Origin of the sequence: Mycolicibacterium insubricum (genome assembly GCF_010731615.1) — a bacterium.
In the GTDB taxonomy this organism is placed as follows: domain Bacteria; phylum Actinomycetota; class Actinomycetes; order Mycobacteriales; family Mycobacteriaceae; genus Mycobacterium; species Mycobacterium insubricum.
Genome location: NZ_AP022618.1, coordinates 1908876 through 1926611, shown reverse-complemented (window position 1 = coordinate 1926611; position 17736 = coordinate 1908876). Strand labels below are relative to the sequence as shown.

Sequence of the window (17736 nt, the reverse complement as noted above, 5' to 3'; positions counted from 1 at the left end):
TGGAGCTAACTGTCATATTTAGAGTGTCTTCCGTGTCGTCTGTATGCCGTCGCATCCGGCGCGGTCGAGGAAGAGTGTCTTCCACCATTACAGCAGAGCGGTCGCCAAAGTCCGCTTTGCCACGTCGCCCGCCGGCGACGCCGCGACCGAAGTTCCGCTACAGCACACGGGGTCCTTAATCCGATCTGCTACTGGCGGGCCAGGGCGATCCGCACGGCCTCGGCGGGGTCCACCTGATGGCCGGCGGCGTCAGATTCCTCGGCGATCGCCAGTTGCACGCCGCGCACCCGGCCGGTGAAGCGGTTGTCACCTGGCCGGTAGTCGGGTGAGACCGCCGAACCGGTGTCCGCACCGACGTCGAGCCCGTCGTCGGCGGAGTACACGTTGGTCAGCGTTGCCGCCACCTGCCCGGTACCCACCGCGGCGCCGTCGACGAACAGGGTCACCGTGCCGCCCTTAGCCAGACCCGGCCCGTCGTAGGCGAATTCCATGCGCACCTGATGCGCACCGGAAGGCAGCGGTTCGGCGGATTCGGCGAAGAAATGCTGCAGGCCACCGAGGTTGTAGCAGTACTTGAGCTTGCCTCCGTGGGCGTACAGCGACCAGCCGCCGATGTTGGCGCCCTGCGCGACGATCACGCCTTCGGCGCCGCCCTCGGGCACGTCGATCTCGGCGGTCACCGAGTGCGACTTGTTCTTGAGGTTGAGCACGCAGTTCTCCGAGAGCCGCCCCATCCCCGCGAACAGCACCTGCGTGTTCCCCTTGATCAGCGTCGGGCGTCCGGCCAGGTCGGGATTCATCCTGACCGTGAGGTTGTCGTCCAGCGGCAGGACGTTGAATCGCGTCGCCTCGATCAGCCACAGTCGCTGCAATTGGTGCAGACGCTGCGGCTGCTCCTTCGACAGATCCTTCGCCTGGGTCCAGTCGACCGTGGTGTCATAGAGTTCCCACACGTCGTCATCGAATGCGACGGTGTCCTCGCCCATGAGCACCCACGGTGTCTTGTGCTTGGTCACCGCGGTCCAGCCCTTGTGGTAGATGCCGCGGTTGCCGAACATTTCGAAGTACTGGGTCTCGTGCCGGTCGGCGGACCCGCCGTCGTTGAACGAGTACAGCATGCTGGTGCCCTCGATCGGCGCCTGCTGCACCCCGTTGACGAACAGCGGCTCCGGGATCCCGGCGGCCTCCAGCAAAGTGGGCGCCACGTCGATCACGTGATGGAACTGATCACGATGCTCGCCGCGGGACTGGAAACCGTTGGGCCAGTGCACCACCGTGCCGTTGCGGGTGCCACCCCAGTGCGAGGCGACCTGCTTGGTCCACTGGTATGGGGTGCACATGGCGTGCGCCCAGCCCACCGCGTAGTGGTTGTAGGAGTCCGGGCCGCCGAACTCGTCGAGGCGTTCCATCAGGAACTCGGGTGTCTCCAGCGCGGCCATCCCGTTGAAGTTCAGCATCTCGTTGAACGTGCCGTTGAAGGTGCCCTCGGCGGAGGCGCCGTTGTCCCCGACGATGTAGTAGACCAAGGTGTCGTCGAGTATTCCGAGCTTGTCCAGCGCGTCGATGACCCGGCCGACGTGGTGGTCGGTGTGCTCGAGGAACCCTGCGTAGACCTCCATCTGCCGGCGCAGCACGGGCTTGAGCTCCTCGGGCATGTCGTCCCAGGCCGGGATCTGCTCGGGCCGCGGCGTCAGCTCGGCGTCCTGCGGGATCACCCCGAGTTCCTTCTGCCGGGCGAAGGTCTGCTCCCGCAATGCATCCCAGCCGGCGTCGAACTTGCCGCGGTACTTGTCGATCCAGTCCTTGGGTGCGTGGTGCGGGGCGTGGGTGGCGCCTGGCGCGAAGTAGGTGAAGAACGGCTTGTCCGGTGCGAGGGCCTTCTGCTGACCGATCCAGGCGATCGCCTTGTCCGCCAGGTCCTCGGTGAGGTGGTAGCCCTGCTCGGGGGTGCGGTCCACCTCGATCGGGGTGGTCCCCTCGTACAGCGAGGGGTACCACTGGTTGGCTTCGCCGCCGATGAAGCCGTAGAAGTGCTCGAAACCCCCACCGGCGCTGGGCCAGGCGTCGAACGGCCCCACCTGGCTGGTCTGCCACACCGGCACTTCATGGCATTTGCCGAACTGCGCGGTGTTGTACCCGTTGAGCTTGAGGGTCCGCGCGATCGGCGACATGGTGTTGGGCAGCACCGAGTTGTAGCCGGGCTGGCCGGTGGCGATCTCGGTGATCCCACCCATCCCCGCCGAGTGATGGTTACGCCCGGTCAGCAGGGCCTGCCGCGTGGGTGAACACAAGGCGGTGGTGTGGAACCGGTTGTACTTCAGACCGCCGGCCGCGAGCCGTTCGGCGGTCGGGGTGGCGCACGGCCCGCCGAACGCGCTGGCCGCACCGAACCCGACATCGTCGAGCAGGACCACCAGGATGTTCGGGGCGCCCTCCGGGGGCCGGATGTCGCGGATCAGCGGATGCGGGGTGTCCGGATCCTTCGCGTCGTAGGTGACCAGTCCCGTTCGCGGCGCGCTCGGAATCGGCAGATGGGTTCTGGAAACCTGTGGGCCCGTTGTCATTTGCTGGTGTCCTCTCCGCGGCCCCGGCGGGCCGTGTTCCACGCGTCGGTGTTCTCCGGCGCGTCTCTATCCTTCACGATCTGGCCGCCTCCCACTCCCGGCTCGCCCGAATCCGGCCGGGCCACTGTGGGTTTCGGTCGGTTAGCTCTTCGATACCTTCGGTGGCGTCCAGCTGCCGTCGCTGATCGCCTGCTCGGGCCAGTAGGTCCGCAGGATCATCTCGAAGTCGCCGGCCGGGGTGGGCAGCCAGTTGGATTCCTTCTCCGGTCCCGGCGAGGTGTGCTGCAGGTAGAGGGTGATCCCGCCGTCGGGGTTGCGCACCAGGTCCGGCAGCATCGGCGAGTTGATCAGGTACCTGTTGATCGGGTTCTCGACCAGCAGGATCTCCGGCAGTTTGTACATGGTGACCGACCAGAACGCCTTCACCGGCGGGAGCTGCCCAGCGGGGAAGGTCAGCGTGTAGGTGTTCGCGCCGTTGAGTTTGGCGCCGGCCGAGTCGTTGGTCAGCGGGATATACATGGCTTCGGCGCCCGGCAGTCCCAGGATGCCCATCACCGCTCCGGCGAACCGGTACAGGTAGTTGCCGCCCAACTGCTCGGCGGACCCGAACAACTGACCGGAGGTCACCTTGCCGGTCTGCATCTGCTCGGTCTGGAAGGTGTGCAGCTCGGCCCACGCATCAGCCATGCCGCCCTCGATGGCATTGCGCTGCTCGTCGCTGAGCGTGGCGAGATCGAAATCCCCGTCGGGTCCGATCCCGATCTTGGCGAACCGATCCCGCAGCTCCTTCTCCTCCGGCTTCACCGGTGCGTATTTCAGCGTGAAGCCCAGGACCTTGAAGAAGTCCAGCGACGTCTTCTCCTCGTCCGGTGTCAGCGGCGTGATGAAGTCGACCGCGGGCGCAGGGGCTGGGGCCGGCGCCTTCTGGAACGTCGAGAGCGGCTCGACCTTGTACTGGGCCTGGATCTTCTTGACGTTGTCGAGGTCGGCCGGGTTGAACAGCTGCGTGCGGTACAGGACCAGCCCGAAGTCAGTGTCGGTGCGGATCACCTTGTCGACGCCGGCGGGTTTCTCGCCCTGCCAGCCGGGGCCGGCCAGCAGGTAGGTGCCACCACCATTGCCGGTCGTGCGGCTGCCGATTAGGTCGTAGACGTAGGTGTAGCTGTCGATGAACTGCAGCGAGAAGTACCGGCCCTGCTCGATCGGCGGCACCGTCAGCACCAGCGGCTCGGTCCGCAGGTCGGTTGCCAGGAACGAGTACGGCGTATCGGAGTTGGGTGTCTGCACCGTGGTGTCGGCCGGGGTGAAAACGCGGGCGATGCTGTGGATCTGGTTCCAGTCGCCCAGGTACTGGCCGCTGTCCTTGCTGACCGCGTAGGCGTTCTCGATGCGGTACATGTCCACCATCGGGAAGCCGTACACGTATGCCTCTTTGGCGATCGTGCGCATCTCCTGCGGCGTCACCGCCGAGCTGCCCGTGGGCGCTTCGGATTTGCCGCCACAGCCCGCGATCGCTGCGACCACCGCCGCGGCGATACCAATCGCCATGGCCTTGCCGAACCTCATTCGTTCTCCTCTGATTGTCAGTTGGCACCGCGGGTCCGCTCGCGGGGCCGCTCGGGTGCAGGTTAGCTGGTGTGGCGCCGCGGTGTGTGCAGTCGCCGCTGGTCAGCAGGGTTGGCCGGGCGGGGTGAAGTACGGAACGCCTTCGACGGTGTAGCAGGGGATCTCGCCGGGCACGTACGGGACATGCTGGGCCGCGATCGCCGCACCCACGGCGACGTCGCCGGCGATGTTGGTGCAGCCGCCTGCGGAGAAGTGCCGGCCCCCGGCGCTTGCGCAGACATCCGCCGACGCCGTGGCCGCGTTGATGATCGGTGCGATGGTCAGCGGAGCGGCGGCGAGTGCCGCGGCGGCCAGCAGCGTTGTGATACGTCGGTTCACGGGGTTCCCCTGGTTCATCTCCGTTGTGGCCCACCCTTATCGGGTCGGCCACAACACGTCACGGTTCCCCGACCCGGGCAACCACTTTGCACGACCCGGCACCCGCTTGTCTTGACTTTGCTGGACCTCTTCTTGACTATCATGGACATGCATCTGGTCCGTGGATCGTCGCTCACCGGGTTCGCTCCGCTTGTCAGCACTCACGGGGGAGATCCGGACGCGCTGCTGGCGTCGGCCGGGATCGATCCCGCCGACGCGGGAAACGATGACCGCTTCATTCCGCTGCGCAGCGCCATCGCCGCGGTCGAAGACGCGGCCACGGTCCTGGATGTGCCCGACTTAGGACTCCAGCTCGCTCAGCACCAGAGCATCGACATCCTCGGCCCGGTCGCGCTCGCGGCCCGCACCACGGCCACCGTCGCCGAGGCGTTCACCATCCTGGACACCTACATGAGCTCCCACAGCCCCGGTATCATCGCACGCATCACCGACCATGCCGATCCGGCGCTGCGGCGGTTCGAATACGACTTCCTGCTGCAGCCGTCGCCCCCGCAATCCCAGGCGATCGAACTAGCATTGGGCCTCACCCTGCAGGTGCTGCGCCTGTTCCTGGGCGCCGCGTACCGACCCGTCGCCGTGCACGTGCCGCACCCGCCGCTGGGAACCGATTCCGACTACCGCGGCTACTTCGGATGCACAGCCCACTTCAACGATCCGATCGCGGGATTCACCCTGCGCGCCAAGGATTTACAGCGCCCGCTCACCCACGATCCGCTGGCACACCGACTCGCCATGCACTACCTGACAGAAGCCCACGGTCAGCGCACACGCGACATCGCCGACACGGTGCGCAGCATGGTGCGCCAACTGCTACCCACCGGCGAACTCACGGCGGGGTTGGTGGCCCATCAGTTCGGCATCCACCCCAAGACCCTGCAGCGACGCCTCGTCGCGGAAGGGACCACCTTCCCCGAACTGGTCGACCAGACCCGCCGTGAACTGGCCCACCGCCTGCTCGTCGGCACCGACCTACCCGTGTCCCACGTGTCGCGCCAGCTCGGCTACGCCGAGCACAGCGTGTTCACCCGCGCCTGCAAACGCTGGTTCGGGGTGACCCCCACCGCGTACCGGAACCGGTACCATCCCGGTGGGGGACGACTTGCCTTCTGTATGGGGTAGACCAACGCCGCGTTTTGACGGTGCGTTTTGGTGACGGTCTGTCGATCCCGGCGGGGCGTCGCCCGAGCGGCGATCGGATCACGCCGACGATGCGTCCGGTGTAGCTTCTGCGGACTTGGGCCGGGCGATCATTGTGCTCGATTCGCTCATCGAACCGATCCGCACAGATCCGCGTGGGCGAAACTCGTTACTCCCCCCGCTGGCCTCGCCGGATTCGCGTGACGAGTTCGATCTCCGCCCGCTCGTTCTCGGCATCAAGCTGCCGCGCGAACAGTGCGGTGGCGAAGCGGTCGAGTTGGTCGTGTAGGTCACGGTTCTTCTGGCGTAGTTCGGCGATGGTCTGCCGGTCGTTACGGATCGCAGCGGCATTCAGGCTGTCACCCCTAGTCAGGTTCGCGGTGAGTTGCTCGAAGCGGCTGTTGAGACGGTACGAGCTGTTCTCGATTCGGTCCTGAACGAAGGCGCGAGCGACGGCGTCGTGACTCCGGCCGGTGATCGCTTCGATTTGTCTTTTGGTGCGTGGCATGTCGGAGCTGTTCTCAATGGCGGTGATGGCGTCGGCGATCGCTTGCATGACGGCATCGCTGACGCGCTTGCGGGTGGGGCTAGGCATGTTCGTTCTCCTGGTCCAGGTCGTCGTCGTAGAGGTCGTCTGGGTCGTCGGCCGTGGTGAGTTCGCGGCGGATGCGGGCGAGGTTTGCGCGGTCTCGGCGCATCTGTTCGATGAGAGCCGGATGGCCGCGCTGTTGATCGAGGTAGGTGTCGATGCGGTCGATGGCACTGGCGATCACGCCGACATGTGCAGAGCGCAGTAGGGCGTTGGTGCAGTCGACGCCGACGCACACGTGGTCGCCGAGTTTTGGGCGGTCGCCGCCGCAGCTACTGGTTGCCGGGTTCCACATGCAGTCATTGGTGAGCCCCAGGTGAAGTCGCTCGGCTAGCGTTGCGGTGAGGCGATCGGCGCGGTCAGAGTTGGTGATGATCTGTGCGCGGAATCCGGTCACGTGGTGAGCTGCCGGCCCTGCCACGGGACTATCCGCCTGCAGCAGGGCGGCGGCGTCGCTGTGCAGGACGCGTTTGCGTTCGTCGTCCATGAGGCGTACGGCCCGTTGTTGTCCGTCACTCATGTAGCCGGTGGTCATCCGCCATGCGCTGTGTCCCAGTTGGATTCCCAATCCGAGTTCCGCTCCGGGGCGGGTGGTGGCGAAGACACTGAACGCACGTCGGAGGGAGGTTGCGTTGACGGCCTGGCCGTTCGGGATCGCGATGTGTTCCAGCCCGAGTCCCCGACCGCGTCCTGGTCGTTGGGCGGGGTCATCGTTGACGAACGCGATGAGCCTGGCGATGTCGCGATTCGGGGCGTAGGAGCCAGCGTTGCCACTGCGGCGGGCGAACAGATGCGTGTCGTGTCTTGTGAGTTCGCCCAGCACCTCGACGGTCCGGATGACAGGTCTGGGTGCCCACCACGTTCGGCGCTCACCGTCAGGATGGTCGTTGCCCTTGTGCTGGATGCTGCGGAGCGCGGCGAGTCCGTCCTTGGTGGTGTGACTGTCGCATGTCAGTTCCTGGATCTCGCTGTCGCGCATGCCGGTAAGACTGGCGATCAGGATGTAGCAAGCAGCGCGGAGCACGCTTTCGAGATACTCGGTTTCACCGAGGCCCAACTCCTCCACCCACGGGCTGCTTGTCCCGTCCGGGTGGGAGACGACGGCAGTCGGCACGTGCAGTCCTCCGAAAGTCGCCCGCTGCGGGTCGGCCGCAGCGGTTGCGATTAGTGCCGTGGCGTCCGGCATGTACTGGTGGCTCGCCCGGTTGAGGACGTTGGCGTTGATGCCGAGGAGTTTTTCTAGCAGTGTCGTATTCGGCTCTCCTCGTTGATGTTTGGTGCGGCCGAACCCGGTATGCAGGGGTAACAGACCGCGCTGCTCCGTCCAGTCGAGCAAGGCGTTGTACGCGTTGGCTCCAGCTGGTCCTCGTGGCTCCTTCGGAAGCGCAGCTCGAGTATCGGTCGCGGCGATGATGTCATCGCTGAATCGGTCGACGATTACCCATGATGCGGTGATGAGCGGCGCCCAGGTCTCCCACGGGAGGGGCGGCGTGGTGTTCTCGGTGTGCGTGACTTCACCGCTGACGCTGGAAGCGCTGCGGCCCGCCCAGGGGAAGAAGGAAAGCGCATCGGGCAGAACTGCCTGGCACTCTCGCAGCAACCGCAAGGTGGTGACGTACCCACGGATACTCGTCGCGGTGAGTCCGACGCCGCCCGCGCGGTGCTGGCCAGTGCGGAGGTCATCGAGGAAACGATCGGCGTCGGCTTGAGTCCAGTCGGCGAAGCGGGCGGTTCCGTTGTCCTCGGACCACTTGGCGATGACGACGAGCTTGCGAAAGCAGTCGTATAGCCCTGCTGGTGGTGTTCCGTCGCCGCGGCGGATGACGCCCGCCTCTACGACGACTTCGCGGTCGGGGGCTGCGACCGTCATGAGGATGTTCTTGACGGTCATGCGGTGCACATCCGGAGCGCTGGCGAAGTGAATGTAGCGCTCTGCCATGTTGACCCGGTTGGCCACAAGGGCGAGATCCCATGGGTCGTCGCCGTATTGCGGGCCGCCGGCAAGATGGGGCCAGACGCGCACCTCCGCGGTGAAGGGGTTCCTCCACAATGCTGGGGATTCTCGCGGGGATCTTCTGGCCGTCACGATGCCGGTGCTTCCGGGACGCCACGCATGTCGTTGAGAATGCCTGCGTCGATCGGTGTCAGGTTCGCTTGCTGGCGGGCGTGCTTGACCTGCTCGGGAGTGAAGGTCGGCAGGACCACCTCAGTGATGGTGTCGTAGATCGGTTTCCAGTGCGTCTGCCAGGTTTCCGGGTCGGCGGCGCGATCGGGATGTGTCATGTCCTGGATCGCGAGGGCAGCCGGCAGGTGGTGCAGCGTGATGAGCGCGTTGGGGCACGCGAAGCAGGTGCCGGTGATGGACTTGGTGCAGACCGTTCCTTTCTTCTCGTAGGGGCTGTCGAGAGGATTGCGGCATCCGGTGTGTGGTCCGTCGAGTTGGCCGGCAACTAGAGCGCTGGCGGTGTCCTGGTCGAGGCCGGGCGCGTCTGCACCGGCTCGGATGGCTTGCTCAGCGTCCGGGCTAACGATGGTCGGACCGTTGATAGCGCTGTCGAATATGTCGTTGACGCTGTCGATGAGGATGCGGCCGGCTTCGGCGCGGAGAACAGTGCTGTTGGTGTAGTGGCCGAAGAAGGTCTTCGCGGAGTGGCGGCGCCCGTTAGCCAGGTAGGACTTGGGGTCGGCGAGCACTTCGCGGGTGGTGGCAACCTTGCGCAGCCGTGCCCATTGGTTCGGACCCGATAGCGGAAGGCTGTTCCGCGCGGCAATCTCAGATAGCCGGTAAGCCAGGCGCTGCCAAGGTGGTTGCTTCACTCTCCCATGAACATCCTCCATCAGGATCAATGAGGGGTTATCAGATTCGGCGCGGGCGGCTGCGTTGAGCATCACGGCCCAGCGAAACGCGGTGAATGGAGCGGTGTCACGGCGGGCGTACACCTCGTCGTACGTTTCGTGTGCGCGGTTCTTGGTGTATCGGACGCGGAGCAGGTCGATGAGGTCGTTCTCGGCGAGATAGCGGAGTCTGTCTATCGGCGACAGCGTGGACACCGAGTCCTCTGCTTCGGCCGTGGTAGTGGCTTCGATGTCGTGAACGGTCAGGGCGCGGAGCACCTCAGGCGGTTCGCCGGTTGCGAGGCTGAGCAGTACGTGTGTGGCGGTCTGGACGTCGATGTCGGTAATGCCTCGGTCCGGCTGGGACAGAGCATTTTTCGCCTTCTGGTAAGCCCATCGGCGCCATGCGCGGGTCTCCTGCTCGCTCAGCGGCGGCAGTCCGTCGTTGCGGTGGTGCCATAAGCGCGGTTGTCGCGCCAACCGATCGGCGATCTGTTCATGAAGCGTGCCGGGGTGGTCATCCTCGTGCCGTCGAAGGAGGGCGAAGACGTGGACGACTTTGCGATAGGCGGTGTCTGATTTCGCTTCTCGGTGACTAGCCAGCATATTGAGTTCCCACAGGTCCAAATGTGCCCGGCGCAAGTCCCGCAACGCGAATGCGGTCTTCTGATCGTCGGTCAGCGGTAGCGTACCCATCGACCGCAAGAAGCTCAGAAGCCCTGACGTGAGTGAGTACTCCATGCGCCCGAACTCAGTAAGCACCTCGAGCCAAGTCCCTGCGAGTTCGGCTGCGATAACCGGTGTCTCAAACGTCGAGGGGTCAATGGTGTAGGTCAGTGTGTCGCTGTACACGGCCCACTCGAAGGTGAACCGGCCATCGTTCGACGCCGACGGTGTCGCAGAATTCGCGGGCACGTCGGGGGTCGAGTAGGAGCCCCTCACTGAACGTCTCCGGCATCGGGGCCAACGTCGGGCTCATCCCAGTCGTCCTCGATGGTCTCGGGGTCGGGGCCGGGGTCGTCATCGGTATGTCCTACGACGTCGGCTGCGGTTCCCGCGAGGGCGGCCGGAACGTCTTCGGTCCATGTGCCTGCGGCGTGGAGGTAGTGCATGGTGGTCTGGACGCTGGCGTGGCCGAGGAGTTCCTTGACGGTCAGTACGGGGTTTGCCAGCAGCAGGTAGGCGTCTCCGGCGCGCTGTCGTCCTTCCTTCATGAGCGCGGCCAGCATCCGGACCGCGTAAGAATGTCGCATCGTGTGAGGTGTGACGTGAACGTGGCGGGGCGGCTGGTCTCGGTGGCCGGAGTGGCGGACTCGTTCGCGAGCGTCGGCGAAGAGTTGGTTCCAGCGTTCGAGTCCGGGTGGGAGTCCGCTGCGGGATACGAACAACGCGAGTGGGTCGATGGTGCCGTCATCGAGGAGCCGGACGGCTTTGGCCCGGTCCTTGTTGGTGAACCGGACCAGTGGAATGCGCTGGGATCCGATGGCGACGTAGAGCTTTCCCCGCCGCTCGATTAGGTCGTCGACCACCAGCAGAGAGCCGTCACGAATCTTGGCGCGGAGGCTGCGTTGGGCCGCCTTTACGACGCGGTGCCGTTCCGTCCGGCGGTAGAGGTCGGTGGCGTGGGCTACCTGTGCGGTGATGTAGATGGATCGGACCACCTGCTTCTTGCCGAGCCGGTCGAAGACCTGGATGGACTCGGATCCCATCGTTTCGGGGGCCGGAACCTCGGCGTCGAGGAGAAGCGCGCACTCCTCGCGTCGGAGGCCGGTGGTTGCCAGTAGCAGCCCGTACACGTAGTCGCGTTCGGGGTAGGCGGGCGCACCCGCGGGGTCGGAGCCGTCACCGCGCAGGCCGACCTCGAGGAAGTGCTTGGTCTGGGCCGCCTTGAGGAATCGCGCTCTACGCTCGCGATGTTTGTGGGAAATGAGAGTGTTGCGGTTGTTGCGGCCCCAGCGCGGGATCGGGTCTTTCTCCATCCAGCCGATCTGGGCGGCGTAGTAGAAGAACGAGGAGAAGCAGCCAAATTCGGTAGCCAGCGTGCTGTCCAGGACTTCCTGCTGGCGGGCATCCCGGTAAGCGGTCAGATCCTCAGTCGTGGTGGCGGTGAGGTCCACCAATTCCCCGCCGCGGCGCTGGCGTACGAACCGCAGCAACCGAGCGAGATGGTAGGCGTGAAAGCTCCGCAGGCTGTCGAGGTCGTAGGCGCGTTGACGCCATGCGGTCAGCAGGTAGGTGTTGAGTCGGTCGCAGCCGGTCAGTGAGCCGTCGTCATCGACGATGAACGGAAGGCCGTCCGGGATGTCCTGCCGGTCGAGCGCCTGCACAACCGACGACCATGGGAGCGTTGTCACGCCATCGGGAGCTTGCAGAACTTCGCCCTCGCGAGCGCTTCTCCGGACCATGACTATCCGCATGCAGAGACCTCCTTACCGCCTGTGCATCCAGTCGTACCGCAGGGGTATGACACTTTTGCTCGTCGGCAAGGAGGTCTCGAATATGAAGTTGTCTGTGTTCTATCGGTGGAGCTGCCGGGAATTGAACCCGGGTCCTACGGCATTCCCTCAAGACTTCTCCGTGCGCAGTTCACCTTGCCTCTACTCGGATCTCCCGGTCCTGTGAACAAGCCGTGATGACGATCCCAGTCGCTGTTTGATGTCCCCATGGGTTCCGCGACCGAACCCGTGGGTGGGTCCCTCTAGCTGATGCCAGGGTCCGGGCCGAGGGCGTTCCCGGTCTGACAGACACGCAGTCGCTTAGGCAGCGAGGGCGTAGTCGCGCTGATGAGAATCGGCGCTTAATTGGTTGCATCGACGCTTACGGTGGTCTCTTGCCTGCACCGGCACGCTTCCCTTGATTCGATGCGCGAAGTCGAAACCGTTCAGCCCCTTGTCCTGCTAGTACTTCGTGCACGTCCCCCACCGAGGTTCGGCGGGGCCCTTCATCATAGCGCTGGTAGTAACACCGCGGACAATCGATTTAATCCACCGTTGTCCGTTGCCATACTGAAATCGGATCGACGCCGGGACCAGCGGGTTCGGCTGCCATGCTCAGCGGCGTGGAGTTCGGACTGCATGCACTCGGCGTCGGCGCCGGCGCCGAGCGCACGGTGATCGACGCCGTCGCTGCGGCCGCCGAGCGCACCGGATTCGCCACCCTGTGGGCCGGCGACGGCCCCCAGGCCACCGGGGTGGCCCTCGATGCCGCCGATATCACCTGGCTGGACCCGTTCGTCGCGCTGAGCTTCGCCGCGGCGGCCACCAACACCATCGAGCTGGCCACCGCAATCCAGCCGCTGCCCGAACGCAACCCGGCCGTCGTCGCCAAGCAGGCCGACTCGCTCAACCGGCTCTCCGGGGGCCGTCTGCTGCTCGGCCTGGAGATCCAGGGGGCCGGGCCCGAGGCCACCGACGACCGGCGGAACTTCCGGGCCGGCAACTACGCCGACGCGATGCGGGAGCTGTGGGACGCAGCAACGGCGGCGGGAAACGCGGGCCTGCGGATGCATCCGCCCCGGCGACGTGCCCCGGTGCTGTTCGGCGGTGTCGACGACCGCGACCTGCGCCGGGTGGTGACCTGCGGTGACGGCTGGTACGGCTTCGCTCTCGGCGATGTCGAGGAGGCCGCCCGGTGCACCTCGACGCTGCGCCGGATGTGCCGCAAGGCCGGCCGGGAGTTCGGTGACCTGCGCCTGGTGGTGTCGCTGCGCGATCCCGAGCCCGACGACGCCACCCGGCTGGCGGACATCGGGGTGGACCAGCAGGTGCTGATCACCACCCCGCCGGCCGACCCGATCGCCGCCGAATCCTGGGTGGCCGACCTGGCGCGGCGCTGGCTGGGCGCGCGAATTTAGAGCTTGCCCTTGGCCCGGCGGCCCATCTCGCGGGAGATCTCACGCTCCGAATCCCGCTTGGCCAGCGTCTGCCGTTTATCGTGCGCCTGCTTGCCGCGGGCCAGCGCCAGCTCGACCTTCACCCGGCCGTCGGAGAAGTACAGCGACAGCGGCACCAGGGTCAGGTTGCCGTCGCGGATCTTTCCGGTCAGCGCGTCGATCTGCTTGCGGTGCAGCAGCAGTTTCCGGTTGCGCCGCGGCGCGTGGTTGGTCCAGGTGCCCAGGTGGTACTCGGGGATGTGCAGGTTGCGCAGCCAGATCTCGCCGTCGTCGACGGTGGCGAACGCGTCCGCCAGCGACGCCTGACCCTCCCGCAACGCCTTCACCTCGGTGCCCTGCAGCACCACCCCGGCCTCGTAGATGTCCAGCACGGTGTAGTCGTGGCGGGCCTTGCGGTTGGTGGCCACCACCCGCCGTCCACCGCTGCGGTCGCCGGCCTTGGCGGCCGCGGCCTTGCGCAGTTCCTTGCTCTTGACCACCGCTACCTTCGCACGTACAGGCGCAGCGTCACATACGCCGTCAGCGCCGCCATCGACGCACCGACGGCCAGCAGGATCGGCGAGATATAGAGGACGTCGAGGTAGTCGACCCGGGCGAACAGGCTGGAGAACTGGTTGAGCACCCGGTCCAGGAACGCCGCCCGCACCACGATCAGGCCGATGATCGCCAGGATGACACCGACGGTGGCCGCCAGCACCGCCTCCAGCAGGAACGGCAGTTGGGTGTACCAGCGGCTGGCGCCTACCAACCGCATGATGCCGATCTCGGTGCGCCGGGTGTAGGCGGCGACCTGCACCATGTTGGCGATCAGCAGCACCGCGCCGACGGCCTGCACCAGCGCGATCACGAAGGCGACACTGGAGATGGCGCCCAGCACCGAGAACAGCCGGTCCAGCAGCGTCAGCTCGTTCATCACCCGCGCGACGCCGTTCTGGGCGGCCATCGCCTCGTCGAAGTCCTTGTGCTTGGTCGGATCGGCCAGCTTGACCCGGAACGACGACGGGAACACCGTCTCGCTGGCCAGGCCCTTGAACTGCGGGTTGCGCTTGAGCGCCTCCGCACCGGCCTCCTTGCTGTCGACGAACACCTCGCCCTTGAACTCCGGACGCGCGTGGATGGCCTCCCGGATGGCCTTGCACACGTCCCCGTCGCAGCCGGGGTCGCTGGCGCTGAGCTCCGGGGTCAAGAACACCTGGGAGGACACCCGGTCCAGGTACATCTCGCGGGTGTGGTCGGCCAGCCGGACGATCAGCAGACCGGCGCCGAACAGGCCGAGGGAGATCGCCGTCGTCAGGATCATCGCGATGGTCATCGTGATGTTGCGGCGCAGGCCCGTCAGGACCTCGTTGACTAGAAACCCGAAACGCACTTAACGATCCATTCCGTAGACGCCGCTCTGCTCATCACGCACCAGCTTGCCGAGCGAGAGTTCCACCACCCGCTGCCGCATGGCGTCGACGATGTGGTGGTCGTGGGTGGCCATCACCACCGTGGTGCCGGTGCGGTTGATCCGCTCCAGCAGATCCATGATGTCCTTGCTGGTCTCCGGGTCGAGGTTGCCGGTCGGCTCGTCGGCCAGCAGCACCAGCGGCCGGTTGACGAACGCCCGGGCGATCGCCACCCGCTGCTGCTCACCACCGGAGAGCTCGCTGGGCAGCCGGTCGGCCTTGCCGGACAGTCCGACCATCTCCAGCACCTCGGGCACCACCCGGTTGATGGTGTCGGGCTTCTTGCCGATCACCTCCAGCGCGAAGGCGACGTTCTCGGTCACCGTCTTCTGCTGCAGCAGCCGGAAATCCTGGAACACGCAGCCGACGACCTGCCGCAGCGCCGAGATGTGCCGGCCGTGCAGCTTGTTGACGTGGAACTTCGACACCTGGATGTCGCCGCGGTTGGGCCGCTCCTCGGCCAGCAGCAGCCGCATGAAACTGGACTTGCCCGAGCCGGACGGCCCGATCAGGAAGACGAACTCACCCTTGTCGATCTTGAGGCTGACGTCGTCCAGCGCTGGACGCGTCGACCTCTTGTACTGCTTGGTCACATGGTCGAGGGTGATCATCACGGAACGCCAGTTTAGACGGCCGGACCGGCGAACCGGGCCAGGCGCTACGGCCGCGCCGGTGGCGGTGTGGTCGTCGGGGTCGGTGCGACCGGCGGACTCGGGGTCCCCGAGGTAGTCGGGGTCGGCGCGCCGGGGGTGTCCGACGCCGTCGTGGTGGCCGGCGGTTGCAGCCAGGGGAACGGGTTGACGTCCGTCGTGGTCGGGCTGGTCTCGGTGGTTTCGGTGGTCGTCGGCTCCGGCGTCTCGGTGGGGCTCGTCGTGGTGGTCGTCGGCTCCGGAGAGTAGGGCTGAGGCTGGTAGACCTGGGTCTTGGGGATCCAGGCCGGAACCATTCCCGGCGGAGCCTGCTGCGCCGGCGCGGGCTCCGGGGGCTGCGGACGGTAGGTGTCATAGGTCCACCAGGTCAGCAGGAACGCCCCGAGCAGCACCGCCGTCGAGGTGCGCACCCGGCCCCACAGCAGGTAGTCGGGCCACTGCTTGTCGGCGTTGCGGCGCGTTGTCGGAGTCACGACGACACCTCCGGGCCCTGGGCGCTCTCGGCGCCGACCTCGGTGGCCGGGTGCACGATCGCGCCGACGGTCGGGGGTTCCCCCGCCGTCGCGATACCGGCGCCGGCCAGCTTCGCCACGATCAGCACTCGCAGACGCCGGCCGACCTCGAACTGCCGGCCGGGCAGGGTCCGCGCGACCAACCGCACGTTGACGTTGTCGATGTGGATGCTCTCCACTCCCATCAGCTGCGGCTTGTCCAGCAGCAGGTCCTTGAGCTGGGGATCGTCGACGGCCTCGTCGCACACCTGGCGCAGCACGTCGTTGACGGTGTTGAGGTCCACCGAGGTGGGCACCGGCACGTCGACGACGGCGCGGGCCCAATCCTTGGACAGGTTCAGCGATTTGACGATCTGACCGTTGGGCACGGTGGACATCTCGCCGTCGGCGGTGCGCAGTTTGGTGATCCGCAGGGTGACGTCCTCCACGGTGCCCAGCGCGTCGACGTTGGAGCCCTGCACCGACAGCTGCACCAGATCACCGAAGCCATACTGCTTCTCGGTGATGATGAAGAAGCCGGCCAGCAGGTCCTGCACGATGCGCTGCGCCCCGAAGCCCAGCGCCGCGCCGAGCACGGCCGCCGGCGCCACCAGCGAGCTGACCGGGATCGACAGGATGTCGGTCAGCTTCATGAAGACCAGCACGCACAGCAGCGCGATGGAACACCAGGAGATCACCGAGGCGACGGCCTGACGGTGTTTGGTGCGCTCCGACCGGACCAGCGCATCGCTTTCCCGGAACCCGGCGTCGATGCGGCGGCTGATCCACCCGGCGGTCCAGTTGATCAGCCGGGCCGCCAGCATCGCGCCCAGCACCAGCATGACGATTCGCAGCCCGTTGGTCAGGATCCAGACGCCGATCTGGCCGGTCCAGAACCCGTGCCAGGACGCCTTGAAATCGACCGCGTGCCCGGTCAGTGCGTGCAGGTCAGTCATCTTTGCGGTTGCGCCAGCGGATGCCGGCCTCCAGGAATCCGTCGATATCGCCGTCGAGGACCACGCTCGGGTTGCCCACCTCGTATTCGGTGCGCAGGTCCTTGACCATCTGGTACGGGTGCAGCACGTAGGAGCGCATCTGGTTGCCCCAGGAGCTGCCGCCGTCGCCCTTGAGCGCGTCCAGCTCGGCGCGCTCCTCCTGACGTTTGCGTTCCAGCAGCTTGGCCTGCAGCACCCGCATCGCCGACACCTTGTTCTGCAGCTGCGATTTCTCGTTCTGGCAGGTCACCACGATGCCGGTGGGGATGTGCGTGAGCCGGACCGCCGAGTCGGTGGTGTTGACCGACTGTCCGCCCGGGCCCGAGGACCGGTACACGTCGACGCGCAGGTCGCCCTCGGGGATCTCGATGTGGTCGGTGGTCTCCACCACCGGCAGCACCTCGACGTCGGCGAAGGAGGTCTGGCGGCGGCTCTGGTTGTCGAACGGGCTGATCCGCACCAGCCGGTGGGTTCCCTGTTCCACCGACAGCGTGCCGTAGGCGTACGGCGCGTGCACGGCGAACGTCGCGCTCTTGATTCCCGCCTCCTCGGCGTAGGACGTGTCGAACACCTCGACCGGGTACTTGTGCTGCTCAGCCCAGCGGATGTACATCCGCATCAGCATCTCGGCCCAGTCCGCGGCGTCCACGCCGCCGGCGCCGGAGCGGATGGTGACGACGGCCTCGCGCGAGTCGTACTCCCCCGACAGCAGGGTGCGGACTTCCATCGCCTCGATGTCCTCGCGCAGCGACGCCAACTCGGCGGCCGCCTCGGCGCGCGCGTTCTCGGCGTCGGCGCCGGATTCCTCGGCGGCCAGTTCGAACAGCACCGGCAGGTCGTCGAGCCGGCCGCGGAGTTCCTCGACGCGGCGCAGCTCGCCCTGGGCGTGCGACAGCGCCGAGGTCACCTGCTGGGCGTGGGCCTGGTCGTCCCACAGGTTCGGGTCCGAGGCCTGGGCTTCCAGGGTGGTGATGTTCGCCCGCAGGGCGTCGACGTCGAGCACCCGCTCCACCGTGGTCAATGTGGTGTCGAGGGCGGCAATTTCGAGCGCGAGGTCGGGGTCCACGGCTGTCCAGGTTACCGGCGGCCACAACCTGGCCGATCACTCGTTGGCCGAAAGGGCCCTGGCGT

Annotated in this window: 15 protein-coding genes and 1 other RNA gene; 2 read left to right on the top strand and 14 right to left on the bottom strand. The window is 66.4% G+C overall.

The features are described 5' to 3' along the window. Positions 1–188: 188 nt before the first annotated feature. The 3 genes from G6N16_RS09195 to G6N16_RS09185 form a co-directional block, all read right to left on the bottom strand. Positions 189–2564 carry an arylsulfatase gene (locus G6N16_RS09195; RefSeq protein ID WP_052615836.1) on the bottom strand — a complete coding sequence of 792 codons (2376 nt, stop codon included), beginning with the start codon at positions 2562–2564 and terminating at the stop codon, positions 189–191. Positions 2565–2705: 141 nt separating this feature from the next. Then, positions 2706–4130, bottom strand: coding sequence for a DUF1254 domain-containing protein (locus G6N16_RS09190; protein ID WP_078313701.1), 1425 nt, complete (start codon positions 4128–4130; stop codon positions 2706–2708). A gap of 102 nt (positions 4131–4232) precedes the next feature. Beyond that, a complete protein-coding gene (locus tag G6N16_RS09185) occupies positions 4233–4508 on the bottom strand; it encodes a hypothetical protein (protein ID WP_052615986.1) in 276 nt (91 codons plus the stop codon). Positions 4509–4655: 147 nt separating this feature from the next. Here G6N16_RS09185 and G6N16_RS09180 point away from each other — a divergent pair, with 147 nt between their 5' ends. Beyond that, positions 4656–5687 carry an AraC family transcriptional regulator gene (locus G6N16_RS09180; RefSeq protein ID WP_052615985.1) on the top strand — a complete coding sequence of 344 codons (1032 nt, stop codon included), beginning with the start codon at positions 4656–4658 and terminating at the stop codon, positions 5685–5687. 187 nt (positions 5688–5874) lie between these two features. Here the strand turns inward: G6N16_RS09180 and G6N16_RS09175 are convergent, their stop codons facing one another. The 5 genes from G6N16_RS09175 to ssrA form a co-directional block, all read right to left on the bottom strand. Further along, positions 5875–6300: a hypothetical protein gene (locus G6N16_RS09175; RefSeq protein WP_052615835.1), complete on the bottom strand. Its 426-nt coding sequence runs from the start codon at positions 6298–6300 to the stop codon at positions 5875–5877. Continuing rightward, positions 6293–8317, bottom strand: a complete 2025-nt coding sequence (locus tag G6N16_RS09170; protein ID WP_232461660.1) for a hypothetical protein — start codon at positions 8315–8317, stop codon at positions 6293–6295. Before G6N16_RS09170 ends, G6N16_RS09175 begins: the two co-directional genes overlap by 8 nt. A gap of 59 nt (positions 8318–8376) precedes the next feature. Next, positions 8377–9981, bottom strand: a complete 1605-nt coding sequence (locus G6N16_RS21750) for a hypothetical protein (protein WP_234786295.1) — start codon at positions 9979–9981, stop codon at positions 8377–8379. 86 nt (positions 9982–10067) lie between these two features. After that, on the bottom strand, positions 10068–11483 hold the full coding sequence (locus G6N16_RS09155; RefSeq protein ID WP_234805731.1) for a tyrosine-type recombinase/integrase: 1416 nt from the start codon (positions 11481–11483) through the stop codon (positions 10068–10070). A gap of 166 nt (positions 11484–11649) precedes the next feature. After that, positions 11650–12018, bottom strand: a transfer-messenger RNA (tmRNA) gene (gene ssrA / locus G6N16_RS09150). Positions 12019–12187: 169 nt separating this feature from the next. On the opposite strand from ssrA, the gene G6N16_RS09145 reads away from it, so the two are divergent. After that, positions 12188–12982: an LLM class flavin-dependent oxidoreductase gene (locus G6N16_RS09145; RefSeq protein ID WP_083029552.1), complete on the top strand. Its 795-nt coding sequence runs from the start codon at positions 12188–12190 to the stop codon at positions 12980–12982. Here the strand turns inward: G6N16_RS09145 and smpB are convergent. The 6 genes from smpB to prfB are packed head-to-tail and all read right to left on the bottom strand — an operon-like array spanning position 12979 to position 17671. Continuing rightward, complete coding sequence (gene smpB, locus G6N16_RS09140) at positions 12979–13482, bottom strand: SsrA-binding protein SmpB (RefSeq protein WP_110810739.1); 504 nt, start codon at positions 13480–13482, stop codon at positions 12979–12981. The genes G6N16_RS09145 and smpB overlap by 4 nt on opposite strands. A gap of 20 nt (positions 13483–13502) precedes the next feature. Then, the gene (gene ftsX, locus G6N16_RS09135) at positions 13503–14390 is read right to left on the bottom strand and encodes a permease-like cell division protein FtsX (RefSeq protein WP_083029458.1); all 888 of its coding nucleotides are present in this window, start codon (positions 14388–14390) and stop codon (positions 13503–13505) included. Beyond that, complete coding sequence (gene ftsE / locus G6N16_RS09130; protein ID WP_083029457.1) at positions 14391–15080, bottom strand: cell division ATP-binding protein FtsE; 690 nt, start codon at positions 15078–15080, stop codon at positions 14391–14393. It abuts the gene before it with no gap. Positions 15081–15127: 47 nt separating this feature from the next. Next, the gene (locus G6N16_RS09125; RefSeq protein WP_083029456.1) at positions 15128–15592 is read right to left on the bottom strand and encodes an Rv3103c family proline-rich protein; all 465 of its coding nucleotides are present in this window, start codon (positions 15590–15592) and stop codon (positions 15128–15130) included. Continuing rightward, complete coding sequence (locus tag G6N16_RS09120; RefSeq protein ID WP_083029455.1) at positions 15589–16566, bottom strand: mechanosensitive ion channel family protein; 978 nt, start codon at positions 16564–16566, stop codon at positions 15589–15591. The genes G6N16_RS09125 and G6N16_RS09120 overlap by 4 nt, the downstream gene beginning before the upstream one ends. Then, positions 16559–17671, bottom strand: a complete 1113-nt coding sequence (gene prfB, locus G6N16_RS09115; protein ID WP_083029454.1) for a peptide chain release factor 2 — start codon at positions 17669–17671, stop codon at positions 16559–16561. The genes G6N16_RS09120 and prfB overlap by 8 nt, the downstream gene beginning before the upstream one ends. Positions 17672–17736 lie beyond the last annotated feature (65 nt).